At 42.9% G+C, this 17,827-nt stretch carries 13 protein-coding genes, 1 tRNA gene and 1 pseudogene; 6 read left to right on the forward strand and 9 right to left on the reverse strand.

Going from position 1 to position 17,827, the window contains the following annotated elements:
• Window positions 1-237, reverse strand: a pseudogene (locus ACYVTD_RS05185) (hypothetical protein); the annotation flags it as partial.
• A gap of 41 nt (window positions 238-278) precedes the next feature.
• On the opposite strand from ACYVTD_RS05185, the gene ACYVTD_RS05190 reads away from it, so the two are divergent.
• The 6 genes from ACYVTD_RS05190 (at window position 279) to ACYVTD_RS05215 (ending at window position 12,340) form a co-directional block, all read left to right on the forward strand.
• Window positions 279-2,840 carry a methyl-accepting chemotaxis protein gene (locus ACYVTD_RS05190; protein WP_461246725.1) on the forward strand — a complete coding sequence of 854 codons (2,562 nt, stop codon included), beginning with the start codon at window positions 279-281 and terminating at the stop codon, window positions 2,838-2,840.
• A 97-nt stretch (window positions 2,841-2,937) separates the two neighbouring features.
• Entirely contained in the window at window positions 2,938-3,624 is a 687-nt protein-coding gene (locus ACYVTD_RS05195; RefSeq protein ID WP_461246726.1) for a leucine-rich repeat domain-containing protein, read from the forward strand.
• 153 nt (window positions 3,625-3,777) lie between these two features.
• Entirely contained in the window at window positions 3,778-5,715 is a 1,938-nt protein-coding gene (gene cooS, locus ACYVTD_RS05200) for an anaerobic carbon-monoxide dehydrogenase catalytic subunit (protein WP_461246727.1), read from the forward strand.
• Window positions 5,715-9,179, forward strand: coding sequence for an acetyl-CoA decarbonylase/synthase complex subunit alpha/beta (gene acsB, locus ACYVTD_RS05205; protein ID WP_461246728.1), 3,465 nt, complete (start codon window positions 5,715-5,717; stop codon window positions 9,177-9,179). Before cooS ends, acsB begins: the two co-directional genes overlap by 1 nt.
• A 6-nt stretch (window positions 9,180-9,185) precedes the next feature.
• Window positions 9,186-10,502, forward strand: coding sequence for an acetyl-CoA decarbonylase/synthase complex subunit gamma (gene acsC, locus ACYVTD_RS05210; protein WP_461246729.1), 1,317 nt, complete (start codon window positions 9,186-9,188; stop codon window positions 10,500-10,502).
• Window positions 10,502-12,340 carry an ASKHA domain-containing protein gene (locus ACYVTD_RS05215; RefSeq protein ID WP_461246730.1) on the forward strand — a complete coding sequence of 613 codons (1,839 nt, stop codon included), beginning with the start codon at window positions 10,502-10,504 and terminating at the stop codon, window positions 12,338-12,340. The genes acsC and ACYVTD_RS05215 overlap by 1 nt, the downstream gene beginning before the upstream one ends.
• Before the next feature lie 7 nt (window positions 12,341-12,347).
• Here ACYVTD_RS05215 and ACYVTD_RS05220 read toward each other — a convergent pair whose 3' ends face one another.
• The 8 genes from ACYVTD_RS05220 to ACYVTD_RS05255 all read right to left on the reverse strand — a co-directional run bounded on the left by ACYVTD_RS05220 (window position 12,348) and on the right by ACYVTD_RS05255 (window position 17,714).
• Window positions 12,348-12,818, reverse strand: coding sequence for a TIGR03943 family putative permease subunit (locus ACYVTD_RS05220; RefSeq protein ID WP_461246731.1), 471 nt, complete (start codon window positions 12,816-12,818; stop codon window positions 12,348-12,350).
• The gene (locus ACYVTD_RS05225) at window positions 12,811-13,665 is read right to left on the reverse strand and encodes a metal ABC transporter permease (RefSeq protein ID WP_461246732.1); all 855 of its coding nucleotides are present in this window, start codon (window positions 13,663-13,665) and stop codon (window positions 12,811-12,813) included. Before ACYVTD_RS05225 ends, ACYVTD_RS05220 begins: the two co-directional genes overlap by 8 nt.
• Window positions 13,665-14,360 carry a metal ABC transporter ATP-binding protein gene (locus tag ACYVTD_RS05230; protein ID WP_461246733.1) on the reverse strand — a complete coding sequence of 232 codons (696 nt, stop codon included), beginning with the start codon at window positions 14,358-14,360 and terminating at the stop codon, window positions 13,665-13,667. The genes ACYVTD_RS05225 and ACYVTD_RS05230 overlap by 1 nt, the downstream gene beginning before the upstream one ends.
• A 1-nt stretch (window position 14,361) precedes the next feature.
• The gene (locus ACYVTD_RS05235) at window positions 14,362-15,315 is read right to left on the reverse strand and encodes a metal ABC transporter substrate-binding protein (protein WP_461246734.1); all 954 of its coding nucleotides are present in this window, start codon (window positions 15,313-15,315) and stop codon (window positions 14,362-14,364) included.
• A gap of 56 nt (window positions 15,316-15,371) precedes the next feature.
• The gene (locus tag ACYVTD_RS05240; protein WP_461246735.1) at window positions 15,372-15,689 is read right to left on the reverse strand and encodes a hypothetical protein; all 318 of its coding nucleotides are present in this window, start codon (window positions 15,687-15,689) and stop codon (window positions 15,372-15,374) included.
• Window positions 15,690-15,734: 45 nt separating this feature from the next.
• A tRNA-Leu gene (locus tag ACYVTD_RS05245) sits at window positions 15,735-15,818 on the reverse strand.
• A gap of 35 nt (window positions 15,819-15,853) precedes the next feature.
• Window positions 15,854-16,558: a purine-nucleoside phosphorylase gene (gene deoD, locus ACYVTD_RS05250; RefSeq protein ID WP_461246736.1), complete on the reverse strand. Its 705-nt coding sequence runs from the start codon at window positions 16,556-16,558 to the stop codon at window positions 15,854-15,856.
• 88 nt (window positions 16,559-16,646) lie between these two features.
• Complete coding sequence (locus ACYVTD_RS05255; protein ID WP_461246737.1) at window positions 16,647-17,714, reverse strand: glycoside hydrolase family 11 protein; 1,068 nt, start codon at window positions 17,712-17,714, stop codon at window positions 16,647-16,649.
• Window positions 17,715-17,827 lie beyond the last annotated feature (113 nt).

Raw genomic sequence — 17,827 nt, forward strand, 5'->3', positions numbered from 1 at the left:
GGGGCAACGGGGCGCTTTCCTGCCAAGTTCAAGGCGGCTGTCCAAAATCCAGCCGTGGGCGGCCTCGATTTTTTCCCGCAGTTCCGCCTGGTTCCCCCCCAACTTATCGTAATCGGCGGCAGGATCCCCGAACGCCTCGCTTACCCTTTCAAATTCCGCGGAAAGGGCGAATAGCTCTTTCGCCTCCCCCCCCCCCGTGTTTTTCAGTCCTATAACGGACAGCAAGCTATTTTTCACCAATCTTTTAACGTCATATTTTTTATTTTAGGAGGAAAAAAATGAAATTACGTTTTCGCTTAACTTTAATATTTGGTCTGTTTAGTGTTGGAATCATCGCGTTAGTGTCTGTAATATTGCTTAGGCAGGCGCGGCTTTTACAAACAGAGGTTTCCCTTGAAAACACCAAAAACATCTGCTATGCCGAATCTATCAATATGCAGGTGGAGCTTGAGGTTTTTATGGATGTTATCGATACAATTTCAAAAATATACAGCTCTTTTGAACAAATAGATATGAGAATAAGGCGGAATTATTTTGACAATATCATCTTAAGCGCCGTTAGATCGAATCCAAACTTTATCGGAATTTACTCGGTTTGGAAACTGGGGATAATAGATAATGGTCCTCCTGTTTACAGCACCCTGTACACCCGTGAACATGGAACAAAGGAAAAAGATATAATCACACGTTACGATTTTTCAGTGTGGAATAAATCGGAATACGAACGCTGCCAGGAGTCAATTAAAAACAACGAGGCATGGCAGTGGATGCTTCCGTTTCCCATACCTTTTGTTAATAGGGGAAATGATACATGGGTTGTATTTATGACCGCTCCGATTATTGATCTCAGCACCGGGGAACTTTACGGTTTTGTAGGTGTTGGAGTAGATCTTAAAACGCCGCAGGAACACATTGAAAATCTTTCACCCTATGGTACAGGCAAAGCGCAACTTATCAGTACTAATGGCACTATTGCAGCCGATAGAGATAAAAGTAAAATAGGCGGAAATTTCCACGATGCTTCATTAGACCTTATAGGAGCTGAAGGCGTAAAACAATTAGAAGATTCATTAAGCTCTGGAGAATATCATCAGATTTTATATAACGGGAATATAGTTGTAACTTATCCTGTTCATGTTGGAACTACCAAAACTTATTGGTCGATAGTTGTTGAGGTTCCAGAGAAAACCGTATTGGCGGGAGTATACCAAATGCGGATCTTTACCGTTCTTTTCGCTTTAGCCATGGTGCTTATTACATCTGCAATTGTTTTCACTATAATTGTTTATTCAATGAAGCCCATTGAAAAAGTGGCGCTGTACCTTAAGGATATTGTCGATACCGGCAATTCACAAAGTTTAAACCTGACAAAATCATTAACAATTAAGAGCAGTGACGAAATAGGAGATCTTGCCCGCGACTTTAACTTTACAGTGGAAAAAATAAGAAACCTTGTAAGAACAATAAAATATAAAATCAATGGACTTAACCATACCAGTTTTGAACTTTCCGGTAATATGGGCAAAACATCTACGGCAGTGGAAGAAATTAGCTCGCACCTTGACAGCATGAAGAACCTCATGGTTAATCAGGAAAGCGGCGCAATCGAAGCAGGCAAGGCGGTAGGTGATATTAAGACAAATATTGACAATTTGAACAAGATGATAGAAGAACAAACAGAAAGCGTAAACAGGTCGTCTTCCGCCATTGAGGAAATGACAGCTAACATTAATTCAGTAACAAAAACGCTGGTTGAAAACAGCAAAAATGTCAGTGCGTTAACCGAAGCGTCGGAGAACGGCAAAACAGGACTCCAGGCGGTCGCACAGGAGATACAGGAAATAGCCCATGATTCCGAGGGGCTTCTTGAAATAAACTCGGTAATGAACAATATCGCAAGCCAGACAAACCTGCTTTCGATGAACGCCGCGATTGAGGCGGCGCACGCTGGAGAAGCTGGCAGGGGTTTTGCCGTTGTAGCCGACGAGATACGCAAACTTGCGGAATCGTCTGGACAACAATCAAAAACCACTGCGGCGATGCTGAAAAAAATAAAAGCGTCCATAGACAACATTACTAAATCATCTAACGAAGTATTGGAACGTTTTGGCGCTATAGATTCAAGCGTAAAAACGGTTTCCGAGCACGAGTTAAATATCCGCAACGCGATGGAAGAACAGGAAGTAGGCGGAAGGCAAATACTTGAATCCATAGGCAGATTGCGGGACATAACGTCTTCAGTTAAAAAAGGCTCTGATGACATGGAACAATCAGGCGAAACTTTGGTAAAAGAAACAGATGAATTTATAAAAACTAGTAAAGAAACAACAGAGGGTATGAATGAGATACTTAAAGGCATTAACCAGATAAATGTTTCGGTAAACCATGTTAACGAGATGAGTTTGGAAAACAACAAAAACTTTGAATCATTAAAGAGTGAAACGGAAAAATTTAATGATAGCACCGGAAACGAGAAGAAAAAGATCCTCATGGTAGATGACGATGTTATCCATCTTGAAATGGTGGGAGAGGTATTAAAGAATGAATATGATATAACAACCGCAAAATCGGGCAAAGATGCGCTTGGCTTATTTTATCAGGGACTTGTTCCGCAACTTATATTATTGGATTTGATAATGCCGGACATGGACGGATGGAATACCTATGACAGAATAAAAGCGATAGGCGGCTTGCATGATACCCCGATAGCGATTTTTACGGTTTCCGATGACCCAAAAGACATAGAAAAGGCGCGCGAAATGGGAGCCGTTGATTACATCAAAAAACCCTACGATAAAGACGACCTGATAAACAGAGTTGGGAAAATCATGAATAAATAAGGCAAAAAACATTTTTCCTTGACAAAAATAAAAGAAAATAGGATAATAATGCCTAGAGCTTACCTCGCAACAAACAGTTGGAATAAAGGAGCAAAAAATGAAGAAAAGAATAATAGTTATCCTGTTGGTATTATTTTTGACAGGTAATGTTTTTGGACAAGGGCTTGGTTTTCAAGCTATGGAAGACGGCGGAAAAATAACCATAACAGGATACGTTGGAAAAGAGAAATACCTAACAATCCCTGGAACAGCCAATGGAATGCCCATAGTTGCAATTGCGAAAGAGGCGTTTCGCGGCAAAGGACTTATCAGCATTACCATACCGGACAGCGTTACGGCTATTGGGGATTCCGCATTTGCCGGAAATGAGCTTATCAGAGCTAACATAGGCAACGGCGTTACAACTATTGGCGAGCGCGCGTTTTCAAACAATAAATTGACCAGTATTGTCATACCCAATAGCGTTACAGTTATTGGTGAGAGCGCTTTTTTCGGTAACCAACTGACAAGTGTTACCATAGGCAACAGCGTTACGACTATTGGAAATTTTGCGTTTTCCGAAAGCCAAATAACCAGCCTAACTTTACCCAACAGCGTTATAAATGTTGGGGAAAAAGCGTTTTCCGGAGGTAAATTGACCAGCATTACTATTGGACCAAATGTAAAATTAAATCGAGAATCATTTCCCGATTCTTTTATAAATACCTATAATAATGTTGCCGGAACATATACCAGACCAAGTATTAGCAGTACCACTTGGACTAGGGGCTTAATTACTTTCTAGGTAACGCAATAGTAATAAGCATAAAATTTTCTCTTTACATACTCCAAAATAAGCAAAGATGGCAGTGGTGTGTCCAAGATCGGCGATAGCGCAATTGAAAAAACGTAATTTATATAATATAATGAAAGCCGTGGTCTGATATAAGGAATATTTATGGATAAGGATACTTTGTCAAAGGTAAGTGACGGCGCTTCTGCGGCTATGCTCGAAAAAAGCCGCGCCGATTGCGTTGACACTTGTTTTGATCGGGCGGAAACTCAACAGGCGCAGTGCGGTTTTGGCAAAAGCGGCGTTTGTTGCCGTATTTGCCACATGGGTCCGTGCAGGATTACGCCTAAGTCGCCTAAGGGAATTTGCGGCGCGACTGCCGACACAATTGCCGCCAGAAATTTCCTCCGTGAAGTTGTAGGCGGAACAAGCGCACATTCGGATCATGGGCGGCATTTGGTATTGAAGCTAAGAGAAGTCGCGCAGGGGAAAGCGCCCGGCTATCAAATTAAAGATGAAAAAGCTTTACGCCGAGCCGCAAAACTTTACGATGTGGAAGAAGAGGGTAGAAGCGCTGAGGAAGTCGCTCTGGAACTTTCAAATATATTCCTTAACGAATTTTCAGAACAGGAAGGTTTTTTAAAAACTTTAAAATTAGCGCCCAAAAAAAGACAGGGTATTTGGGAAGCGACTGGCATTAAACCAAACGGAATAGATCGCATGGTAGTTGAGGCGATGCATAGAACAACGATGGGCGTTGATCACGATTACCTTAACTTGCTTCATCACGCCCTTCAAGTGTCCCTTGCGGACGGCTGGGGCGGCTCAAGAGTAGCGTCAATTTGTTCCGATATACTTTTTGGAACTCCGTCCCCTGTAAAAAGCGCCGCGAATTTCGGCGTGTTAAAAAAAGATACGGTAAACATTTTAATTCACGGACACGAACCCGCCCTTTCTGAAATACTTACGACTGTCGTATCTGATCCTCAAATTGTTGAATACGCTAAGGCGGCAGGAGCGAAGGGGATTACTTTAGCAGGTATCTGCTGTACCGCCAATGAAATTTTAATCCGCCACGGCGTTCCGCTTGCCGGAAATTTTTTACAACAGGAATTGGTAATAGTAACCGGCGCGGTCGAGATGATGATAATAGACGTACAATGCTGTATGCCGAGTCTTCCAGACGTAGCGAAAAATTATCACACGGAAATTATTTCCACCGCCGACATTGCCAAAACTATCGGCGCAAGCCATGTCAATGTAGAGCATGGCGGCGATCCTGTAAAAAACGCTAAGGAACTTGTAAAACGCGCCATTGATAATTTTAAAAATAGAGATTCATCGAAGGTAAATATTCCTGCGGACAATGAAAATCTTGTCGCGGGTTTTTCAGTTGACGCGATAAAATATATGCTTGGCGGTCGTTACCGCGCTTCTTTCCGTCCGTTGAATGACGCAATCATAGCGAACAGAATTCTGGGTATCGTAGGAATTGTCGGCTGTAATAACACAAAGCAAAAAACGGACGATTATACAAATACGCTTACCCGAGAACTTATTAAACGAAATATTCTAGTACTGCAAACAGGTTGTTCGGCTATTGGGAGCGCGAAGGCGGGGCTTTTAAAACCGGAAGTCGCGTTAGAGCAGGCAGGCGCAGGGCTTAGGGAAGTTTGCGAAACTGTAGGCATTCCGCCTGTCCTTCACCTTGGAAGTTGCGTAGACAACTCAAGAATTCTTGAAGCCGCGGCGGAAGTTGTTTTTGAGGGCGGACTTGGAGACGACATTGGCGGTTTACCGGCAGTCGGCGTTGCGCCTGAGTGGATGAGCGAGAAGGCGGTCGCGATTGGCTGTTACTTTGTCGCAAGCGGCGGTGGTGTAGTGCTTGGGAACCCTTTTTTTGTTTCAGGTTCGCAAGCCGTCAGCGATTATCTTCACAACGAAGTTAGAAAAGAATACGGAGCAAGTTTTCATTTTATTGACGACCCTTTAAAGGCGGCGGATCGTATTGTAGAAATAATCAATCAGGCAAGAGACGCGCTTGGAATTAACAAAAAAGCTGAACGCAAACTCTTCGATATGAAAGACAGGAGGGCAATGTAATGTCAAAGCTTATTTGTACCGGCGCAATTGACGGAGCAGTCGCCTTTGTCGCCCAAGCTGTCAACAAGTTAGATGAAGCGATAAAACAAAAAGGTTTAGATTGTCCTGTAGGTTTTCCCGATACCAATTATTTTTTGCCTGTCATTTATTCTTTTACAGGCAGACAAATGAAAACTCTTGCCGACTTACGCAGTATTCTGGAAGAAGCAAAATCGCTTTTGCCGGCAAGACCTGCCGAAAATGTTTGGTTGCCGTATCTTGGCAGCGCGCTTGACGCTGGAGTCGCGGCTCTTTTTGCGTGCGAAGTAATCGAGGCTTGCAAATACCTTATCGGTCCGAATCCCATAGACGGCATTTGGCTTGGAGCGGCTAACGATGTAATTATGCGCGAGCGAGGAATTGAGTTTGTAGACGGAACCGCTCCCGGTTTTGCCGCAATTACGGGAGCAGCGCCAGATAACGCCACGGCTGTAAAAATTGCTAAGGAATTACAGCAAAAAAATCTTTATGTGTTTATGGGCGGCTGTACAAACGGCGTGCAATTTGCGGAGCAGTTAGCCGCCGAAGGCGTACAACTTGGTTGGGAGACCCGCCTTGTACCTTTTGGGCGCGATGTCTCTTCGTTGATTTACGCGCTTGGTTTTGCCAACAGAGCCGCGCTTTCCTTTGGCGGAGTAAAGCCGGGCGATTATGAGGCTAACTTAAAGTATAACAAAAATAGAATATTCGCGTTTGTCATTGCGTTAGGTGAAGTAACAAACGACAAATATGCGGCGGCGGCGGGGGCTATTAATTACGGCTTCCCCGTTATTTCAGACACCGATATTCCTGAAATTCTGCCGACCGGCGTATGCACTTATGAGCATGTAGTTTCAAAAGTGCCGCACGATAAAATTGTAGAGAAAGCCCTTGAAGTACGGGGCTGTAAAATAAAAATAGTTAATGTGCCGATACCTGTTGCTTACGGTCCTGCGTTTGAGGGCGAGAGAATCCGCAAAGAGGACACCCATGTTGAATTCGGCGGCAATAAAACCCTTGCTTTTGAATTTGTTACAAGCGCGGATTATGACTCGATTAGCGACGGCGAAATTAAAGTTATCGGTCCCGACATTGACACTGTGCAACCGGGCGGCAGATTGCCCCTTGGCATTTGGGTGGAAGTAGCCGGCAGAAAAATGCAGCCTGATTTTGAACCGATACTTGAAAGGCAGATTCATCACATGGTCAACGGAGCGGAAGGAATCTGGCACATGGGACAGAGGGACATTGTATGGACAAGAGTTTCCAAAACAGGTTATGAAAAAGGCATTCGCCTTAAACACTACGGGGAAATTCTCCATGCCAAATTATTGGCGGATTATCCTGCGATAGTGGATAAAGTGCGCGTAACGCTTGTTACCGATCAATCTGAGGTGGAGAAAAGGCTTGCTATGGCGCGGAAAGTTTACGATGAACGCAACCGCAGGTTGGAAGCCATGACGGACGAATCGGTTGATACTTTTTATTCCTGTCTGCTTTGCCAGAGTTTCGCCCCCAATCATGTGTGCGTTATTACACCTGAACGGCTAGGGCTATGCGGAGCGTACAACTGGCTTGACGGCAAAGCGGCGTATGAAATTGACGAAACAGGTCCCAATCAGCCGCTTGTTAAAGGAGAGTGTCTTGATCCTGTAAAGGGAACTTGGGCGGGAGTAAATGAATATGTTTACACAAATAGCCATAAGTCGATAGAATCTTTTTGCGCTTACTCAATTATGGACAGACCCATGACAAGCTGCGGTTGTTTTGAAGTTATCTGCGCCTATGTGCCTGAGTGCAACGGCGTAATGGCAGTTAACCGCGAATATCTTGGCGATACTCCAGTTGGAATGACTTTCTCAACATTGGCAGGTTCTGTCGGCGGAGGTCAGCAGACTCCCGGCTTCTTTGGTTGCGGAAAAGTATTTTTGACAAGCAGAAAATTTCTTTCAGCGGAAGGCGGTTTTGCAAGAGTCGTATGGATGCCAAAAGAATTAAAAGATGTTTTGCGTAACGATTTAATAAAGCGTTTTGACGAGCAAAAACTTCCCGGCTTTATCGACCAAATCGCAGATGAGACAAGTGCCGTGAGCGCGGAAGACGTGCGGAAGTTTATGGAAAAAGTTAAACACCCCGCGCTAAAAATGGACGATATGTCCCATTTTGTCCAAAGCGAACAATCAGGGGAAGCCACCGCAAAAACTGACGCAGGGAAAAAAGACACGCCGTCAGGAGAATCTGCGTCAGCAAAAAAAGAAGAAGTAGGGAGTGTTCCGTCAAACATAGACCTTGCCGCTATCACGGAAAAAATAAAAGCCGATGTAACAAAAGAAGTTATTACCGGCATAATCGACATTTTAAGCGAGCGTTTTTTAGGCAAAGCTCCGTCAACAAGCTCGGAAGTTAAAACTGGCTCCGCCGATTCTTCGGGTAAGCCGAAAGTATCGGCATCGGATCGTATTTCCAAAATTAAAAGTTTTGATATTCCGGTTGACAGCGTAAGTTGTTCCACATATTCGGTGAAACTTGGAAATTTAAAATCAGAGGGCGGCACACGCGGCAAAACTTATACGATAGGCGGCGCTAATTGTATGCCGTTCCATTTCTGGGAAGGAAAAATGCCTAACAAGCCGTTAGTTGCCATGGAAGTTTCCGACAGCGTAAGCGAAAAGTACCCTGAAATTCTTCGCAAGGCTTACGGAGATGTTTTAAACAACCCGGCGCAAATGGCGAAACTCTGCGTAGAAAAATACGGGGCGGAACTTATCAATGTAAAACTTGAAGGCACTCACCCTGAACGCAATAACTACAGCAGTAAGCAGAGCGTCGATCTTGTAAAATCAATTCTTGAAGCTGTCGATGTGCCGCTGATTATCACAGGCACAAGCCACTACGAAAAAAATAACGAAGTAATGAAGGCAATCGCCCAAAATTGCGAAGGCGAGAACCTTCTTTTTAACTGGGTAGAGCAGGATAATTACAGAACTATCGCAGGGGCTGCAATGGCTTATGGTCACACGCTTGTAGCGCAAGCCCCAATCGATGTTAATATCAGCAAACAGTTAAATATTCTGTTAACCAACATGGGTTTGGCTCCCGACAAAATAATCATAGACCCGATGACAAGCACAATTGGTTACGGCATTGAATATACATATTCCGTAATGGAGCGTATTCGCCTAACGGGGCTTGGAGGAGACAATATGCTCTTAAGCCCGATGATTGTCTCTGTCGGACAGGAGTGCGCAAAGATAAAAGAATTTAAAGCGCCTGAATCGAGCTTCCCTGATTGGGGAGACTTGACTAAACGCGCGGCTTATTGGGAAATTGCCGCCGCTACAACTCTGTTGTACGCGGGAGCTGACATATTAATTCTTTATACGCCTGAAGCGGTAACAACGGTAAAGAAGACCATCAATAGTTTGATGGATGGGGAGGGTAAATAAATGGCAATGAGCGGATTACAAATTCAAAAACTCCTTCCCGGTACAAACTGCAAGGAATGTGGTTCAAGTACCTGTATGGCGTTTGCCATGAAGCTTGCGGCAAAAAAGGCGATGCTCTCCGAGTGTCCCTACGCCTCCGATGAGGCAAAGCAGGTGCTTGGAGCGGCAAGCGAACCGCCGGTAAAAGGCGTAAAAATAGGGAATGAAGTTATAAGCCCCCTTGGTGAAGAAATAGTAATGTATCGGCACGAGAAAACATTTGTAAACAAACCTGTTATCGCTGTTAATCTTGACGAGGGCGCAGACCTTGCGTTAGCTGAAAAAATTAAAAACTACAAGCCTGTTAGAGTAGGCGAACAATTTTTTATCGGCGCGATTGCCGTTACCCAGCAGGGCGGCTCTTTTGCCGATTACTGCGCTAAAGTTTACGATAAAACAAAATTGCCGCTGTTGCTTCGCGCGAAAGATATTGCCTCTCTTGATAAAGCTTCTGCGGCTGTGGCAGGCTCCAAAAGCGTTCTTTGCGGCATAACGGCGGATACTGCGGAAGAAGCGGTTAAAATAGCAAAGAGGGACAACCAAGTGATTGCGGTTACAGCGGCGGACATAGACGGCATTTTTGAATTGACGGCAAAAATAAAGGAGAGCGGTTTTAACGATTTAATAATCGAGTTTCAAACCCATTCTCTTGCTGAAAGTTTCCAGACAAATTCAATCGCAAGAAAAGCCGCGCTTAAAAAGAACATTAAGGCATTAGGTTACGCGACATTAAAATTTATCAACACTGGAAACCCCGCCGATGACATTGTAGCCGCCGTTACGGAGATTGATAAATTCGGCGGAATAATAGTTATGCCAAGTTTTGATCCGGCGCAACTTATGCCGTTGTTTACATTACGCCAAAATATTTATACAGACCCGCAAAAACCAATTCAGGTAGAGCCGAAACTTTACGCTATAGGCGAGCCTGATAAAAAGTCGCCTATTTTTGTGACAACGAATTTTTCGCTAACCTACTTTTTGGTTTCAGGAGAAATTGAGAATAGCGGCATTTCGGCGTGGCTTGTTATCCCCGAATGTGAGGGCTTTAGCGTACTGACAGCGTGGGCTGCGGGAAAATTTTCAGGCACTTCAATCGCCAAGTTTATTAAGGAAATAGACATCGAAAAACAGACAGAAACAAAACAAATTGTTATCCCCGGTTATGTCGCGCAAATATCAGGCGAGCTTGAAGAAAATATGCCGGGTTATAAGGTTCTTGTAGGTCCGGGCGAAGCCGGGGATTTGGAAGGCTTTATTAAAAATGTCCTGATGAAAAAATAATGCCTAAAATAACTTTTTTACCGGATAATATCACAGTAGAAGCGGAAAAAGGAACCTCGCTCCTATCCGCCGCGCGTTCCGCTGGAATTTTTGTTGAGACTCCGTGCGGCGGCAAGGGAACCTGCCAAAAATGTCGAGTAAAAATAACCGCGTCGAGGGGTAGCAATGGGGCAAGCGTTAAAGACGCGCTTCTTTGCCAGACCGCCGTTCTTGATGAGTCAATTACAGTGGAGATTCCAAAATCAGCTTACGGAAAATCTTTAGGCAAGGAAGGTCAATTTGAAAACTTTAATGATCCGTCCGAATATTTGCCCGAAAGCAAGGAATCGTTTTTTAAAAAAGTAGTTCTTGAAATAGCAAAGCCCGCGCCGTTGGACGGGTTATCTGACATTGACAGATTTACAAAAGCGTTTACAAAGACAACGGAATGTAAAGCAGTAGAAATACCTCTTAATGTGTTAGCTGTTTTACCTGAAAAATTACGCAACTCCGATTCTACGCCGAGTCAGCAAGCCGGCGCGTCCAACGAAAGCGGTTTTTTCACCGAAGGCGAAGTGCAGGCTTTTTATTTTATAGAAAACAATGTCGCCAAGATAATTAATCTTTCTAAAAAACATCAGAAAGCTTATGGAATTGCCGTCGATATAGGAACTACGACTGTGGCATTATGGCTTGTAGACATGGAAGACAGAAAAGTTATCGCGGTTCATAACGCTTATAACGGACAAATTGAGTGCGGTTTGGACGTGATAAGCCGAATTAATTACGCTAAAAAATTTCTTCCCGAATTAAAAACGCGGATACTTAAAACAATTAATGAATTGTTAATTGCCGCCTGTAAAGATACAGGAATTGAGGCGAACCAGATAGTTTGCGTATCCGCGGCAGGAAATACCACAATGACTCATTTACTGTTAGGTGTAATTCCTGAATATATCCGTCTTTCTCCGTACACTCCGGCAGTTTTCCTGCCGCAATGTTATACTGCTGGGCAGATAGGAATAGGCGTATGTGAAAACGCTCCCGTATTATTCGCCCCCGCCGTGGGAAGCTATGTGGGGGGCGACATAACCGCCGGATTACTTTGTACCGCTCTTGCCGCGCAGCCAAAATATTCAGGCGGACTTATTTTATTTATCGACATTGGCACTAACGGAGAAATTGTACTAGGAAATAACGATTTTATTTTCGCCTGTGCCTGTTCAGCCGGTCCCGCTTTTGAAGGCGGAGGAATAAAACACGGAGTGCGAGCTTGTTCAGGCGCAATAGAAAGAGTAGTAATTGACGAAAACGGCAAGCCGCAAATCTTCACAATCGGCGGCGCGGAACCTATCGGTATTTGCGGATCGGGGGTAATTTCCGCTATCGCGGAACTTTTCAGGAAGGGAATTATTGACTCCGCCGGAAAGTTTTCGCAAAAAAAAGGCGAATATTTTCTTTGCGACGGAATCTCGCTCAATGAAAACGACATTAACAATTTTATCCGCGCAAAGGGCGCTATTTTTTCCGCCTGCCAAACAATGCTTGACAACGCAGGAATGTCGTTTAACGACATAGAAAAGTTTTGCGTAGCCGGCGGCTTTGGAAGGTTTCTCGATCTTGAAGACGCAAGGACAGTCGGCTTACTGCCGCGCCTTCCAAACGAAAAGTTTGCTTTTCTGGGCAACACTTCTGTTTTGGGCGCGTATCTTACTCTGGTTAGCGAAGAAAGAAGGAAAAAAATGCACGAGATTGCAAATAAAATAACATACATGGATTTAAGCAGTGAGGCTAACTACATGGACAGATACACAGGCGCGCTTTTTTTACCTCATACGGATAAAAAATTGTTTGAGTGATGCGTTATCACTGATAAACCATTTCCGCGCCGCGTTTGTTTAGCACGTTAAGCGAAATTAAGTCTAGATACAAATACTGATCATATCCATCTTCTTCGTATTGTTTCAGTATACCTGTTGTTTCAATCCATGAGTCAATTTTGGGATATGGCTGGGCGTGGCTTTCGTCCCATTTTATTTCAAATCCGGCGTTACCGTCATAACCACAACAGCCGGGACCATAGCGGAGAACAAAAAAGTAAGGGTCTCCTTCGTAAGGCTTTTCTTCCTTAAAAAGCCCTTGTAGTTTAATTGTTTTTCCAAGATAATCTTCGGCGTTCAGGTATATGTCGTTAATTTGGGAAATAAACATTTTCTCTTTTATTTCGATAATATTGTCATTGGATACTTCGGATTTTTTTGTACCGGAACAACCAACCAAAAATGAGGCAATTGCAGTTATTATAACTGCGGCGAAAATAAGTTTTTTTCTACCCATGATTTTCTCCTCTTAATTTATTTATTGTTCTTGAGTTACGCAAAATTTCCAGAAGCCAGAACAGTATAAATACAATTATATTGATTGTTACAACGCTTGCGCCTGTAGGTGTGGCGCGCAAATATGAAATAACAACACCGATAAAAAAACACAGTATAGAAATGACTGCGGCGCAAATAGTAACGCTTTTAAATTTTTTAAAAATGCGCATAGAGCTTAGCGCTGGAAAAATTATCAAACTTGATATAAGCAACGCCCCCATCATACGCATTCCAAGTACGATGGTAAGAGCGGTTAAAAAAGCGATGAGCATATTGTAAAGCCCTGTTTTTATTCCGGCTGATTTGGCGAAGGTTTCGTCAAAAGTTATGACGAATAACTTGTTGTAAAAAAGAATAAAAAGAACCAGTACAACAACGGAAAGTGCAATGCTTAAATATACGTCTTCTTTTGCCATTGCAAGAATACTGCCAAAAAGATAATTGCACACATCGGTGTTCATTCCCGTTGTTTGGGAAATTACCACTACGCCAATGGCAAGAGCACCTGTAGAAATAAGGGCGATAGCCGCGTCTCCTTTAATTTTGCTGTTTTCGCTTAGACGCAATAGCAAAAATGCGGCAGCTATTACCACAGGAATAGCGACAGTTAAAGGTGCGGTATGTAGAGCTGTGGCAATGGCAAGTGCGCCAAAGCCTACATGGGAAAGCCCGTCCCCAATCATCGAGTAACGTTTTAAGACAAGACTTACGCCAAGGAGAGCGGCACAGACAGAAACAAGAGCGCCGACAATAAAAGCCCTTACAAGAAAAGCGTAACTAAACATTTCTATTAAAGTATTTAACATCAGTCTTCTCCTAAAAACTTTCTGCCTGTTTCGCTTTTTTTGTAATCTTCCAAACTGCCAAAAAAAAGCTGTTGCTTTTGTAGGTGTAAAACATTTTTCACGCAATCGGCGGCTGTAATGTCATGGGAAACCATAATTACCGTTATGCCCATTTCGCGGTTGATTTTTTCTAGCAAGCGGTACAATTGCGCGCTAATCACAGGATCAAGTCCGGCGAAAGGCTCGTCTAACACAAGAAGTTTTTCGGCGGCACACAATGAACGTGCCAACAATACACGTCGCTGTTGTCCGCCGGAAAGTTCCCTAAAACATTGATCTTTTAAGTTCTCGATTTCGAGCAGACGCAGTTTTTCTTCCGCAGTGCGTTTCTCCGCCGGAGAATAAAAAGGTCCAAACCCTTTTTTTCCCAAGTTTCCCGATAATACAATTTCCATAACTCCAGCCGGAAAATCCTGTTTGGCGGCTGTCTGTTGTGAAAGAAAACCTGTTTGGGATTGTTTGAAGTCAGGGCTAAAGTTGAGCTTTCCTTCCATTGGAAGTATCAGCCGCATAAGCCCTTTAACAAGCGTAGATTTACCGGAGCCGTTTTCTCCGGCAATAAGGAGAAAATCTCCGGTCTGCACGGAAAAGTTCAGACCGGAGACAATAATGTGTCCGTCATACCCAAAAGAAAGGTTTTGACAGTCTATCAACATTTTATTGTAACGCCTCTTTTAGATTTTCTACGTTACCACGCATAAAGTCAAGATAACCAAGCCCTGCATCAAAATCTTTTTTAGACAGATTATGACAAGCGTGAAATAAAAGTTTTTTAGCGCCTGTTTCGCCGCTGATAGTATCCGCCATTTTTTCGTTGGAAAGTTCGATGTGAAACACAACGGGTATTTTTTCGCTCCTGATTTTGTCTATCAGGAATTTGACCGTAGCCGCACTCGGTTCTGTTTCTGTGGAACAGCCGGGGAACGCCGCAAAGTACTTTAATCCGTAAGCGTCGGCAAAGTAGCGGAACGGGAAGCGGTCGGCAAAAACGATTGTTTTTCGTTTTGCTTTTGCTACTACGTCCTTAAATGCGGCATCAAGTTGAACCAATTCCTTAGTGTAATCTGCGGCATTTTGTTGGTAAAACTCCGCATTGGTTGCGTCAACTTCACATAACGCTCCTGTTATCGCCCCGACAATCAGTATTGCGTTAAGGGGAGAAGTCCAAACATGCTCATCGTATGCTACTCCCTCTTCTTCTTCCTCCTCCTCTTCTTCCATGCCCTCAACGATTTCTTCTTCAACAGCGTCAACCGTGTCAAGCATTTTGATAATTTTCATTTTTGACGTATCCATTGATTTAAGAATCCTGTCCACCCAAGCGTCTCCCTCGCCGCCCGCATAGATAAAAATACCGCTGTTCTGAATTGTTATTATATCTTTAGGCGATGGTTCAAATGAATGGCTTTCCGTTCCAGGCGGCAGTAGCATAGACAAGTTTACTTTGTCCTTTGCTATGTGTCTGACAAAATCGAACGGCGGAAAATTAGTCGTTGTTACATTGAGTTTGCCGTTTGCGCCTCGTATAACAGCGCTTTTATTTTGTTTACAACCGCTGACTCCAAAAAGAATTGCGGCAACCGTTATCAATATTAAAATTGTTTTTTTCATAATAGTGTATACTCCTTAAAAATTTGTTTTATTAGTTTTAATTGTAAAAAAGAATATCAGGTATTAAAACGAACTTTAAGCGTAACTGGAGAAAGGATATAAGCGTCTGATTCGGCATCTTTTTTCTGAATCTGACTTGGCAAGACAAGAAAAATTGTAAAAAACAAGCCAACTAACGCCAACCTTATAATTTTGATAAAATATTTTGCCGCTTCAATTTGACGGCAGTTGGGGCAGTCATGTTTTGTATGGTGAGGGTCTGTATGCTCATGGTCAATGATAGCCGCAGTTTGATTTATTGTAAAAACAACCGAGAACGCAATACAAACCGCTAACACGAGAAATAAAACTTTTCTTTTTAGGTTTGATGCCATAGGCTATTGTACATTAATTTGTCCGATTAGGCAAATCTACCCAACTGCCCGGAAGAAGACTCGAACTTCCATGCTTTTAACGGCGCTAGTACCTGAAACTAGTGTGTCTACCAATTCCACCATCCGGGCTTATGAGATTACTTTACTGTGTTTTTAGGCAAAGGTCAACTAATAGATGTTTCTAGGGCGACTTCCATCATACGTGTAAAGGTTGTTTGCCGCTCTTCGGCGGAGGTGGCTTCGCCTGTAACAAGACTGTCGGAGATAGTTAGAATACAAAGGGCTTCGCGGTTGTATTTAGCGGCAAGAGTGTAGAGTTCCGCGCTTTCCATTTCCAGTGCAAGGCAGCCGAATTTAGCCCAGAGTTTCCATTCATCTTTGTCTTCAGAGTAGAATATATCAGTCGATACCACTGGACCTGTTTTTGGCTGCCACCCTTTGGCGACGGCAATATCCCACGCTGTTTTCAGCAGGGAAAATGTCGCGGTAGGAGCATAACTTCTGCCGCCAAAACGGATATGGTTAGTGTTTGAATCGGTGCTGGCGGACATGGCAAGCACAAGGTCTCGTATTTTTACATCTTTATTAATTGAACCGGCAGTCCCAATACGGATTGCGCGTTTTACTCCGTAATCTTTGAATAACTCGTTTACATAAATCGAAATAGAAGGAATACCCATACCTGTCCCTTGAACAGAGACTTTTTTCCCTTTGTAGGTTCCAGTATACCCGAAAATATTTCTAACACTCGTATATTGTACCGGGTTTTCCAGAAAATTCTCCGCTACAAACTTTGCCCTTAACGGGTCGCCTGGTAAGAGAATTGACTCTGCAATCTCTCCATCTTTAGCCGCAATATGAATCGACATTTTTTATCTTCCTTTGTTAAATACTAATAAAATACAAGAAAGATTTCAAGAGATAATTTAATTAGTTCTAAAACTTTTTTGGTTTTAACTAATTAATAGGGACGCCGTTTATTGAAAGTATATTTTTCTGAATTTCAGCTGAACCATTGTTTTGGTAACCCTCAACTTTTAACGCCGCCTCATACAATTTACCGTTGCTTATGCTTACCAGTCCCTTATCAGCCCACGCTTGAAAATGTTGTGAAACAGATATTGTTCCGCTTGTACGACCTGAGCTACGGACACTCAAATACTGTTTAAAATTAGTATTATTACCCTGAATGGAAGGTTTACCTGTCATTGTTTTTTCATAAATAGTGTAAGTCCCGCCGTCAATTGTTACAGTACCTTTAGAAGTTCCGCCGCTTCCGGGATTATAACTGCCATATTTTTCTACAATATAATATTCAATTAACTTGTCCGGAGAACCGTTCTGTACCCATCCGTAGACAGAAAGATAACCCACACTGCCAGTTGTCGAAAATGATGTTGCGTTGTATTCAATTGAAATATCGCCAATTTGAGAATGTGTCTGTGTAGAACCGAACTTTTTGCCGGAACGGAATAATACGTTTTCAACGCCGTTCCAACTGCATTTAAAGGTTCCACCATTTCCAAGTATCATGCTTACAGTTCCTGTATTATTCTGATTCCACAGTTCGACATTATAACCGTTATTTGTAGCAGTAGTGGTGGTATTTAAGGTTCTGCCATTAAAACCGCCAAATACATATTCAGTTACAGTAACCGTTGCCGTCTCGCTTTTTGCGGTATCAACTGTAGATGTTGCCCTTACTGTAAGCGACGTAAGGGTTTCAGCGGCGGCTACGGTAATTAAACCATCTTGGGAAATAGTAGTACCTGAGTTTTTACCTGCCTCGTCAATTGACCATGTAACAGTTTGAGCCGGATCTTTAGTTCCAATAATTTTTGCGTAAAAATATCGATTTGCGCCTTTTGTAACACTACCGGTTGGAGGAGTTATTGTAACAGAAGTAACGGTTGGTCCTTCTTCTTCAGGCTCATTTTCTTCCTCATCTTTTGGGCATCCTGCCGTAAATAAACTGATTATCACTGTAAGTGAGATAATAGCAAATAAATTAAATTTGTTTTTCATATAAACTCCTCTGTTTTTAAACAATTAGATACAAAACCCGTAGGTTTGCTTTTTTAAATCAAGTAATAAGATACATACTAAATCATTATATCACAAAACGGCAGTGTTTACAA

The sequence above is a fragment of the Treponema sp. R6D11 genome (assembly GCF_054786075.1).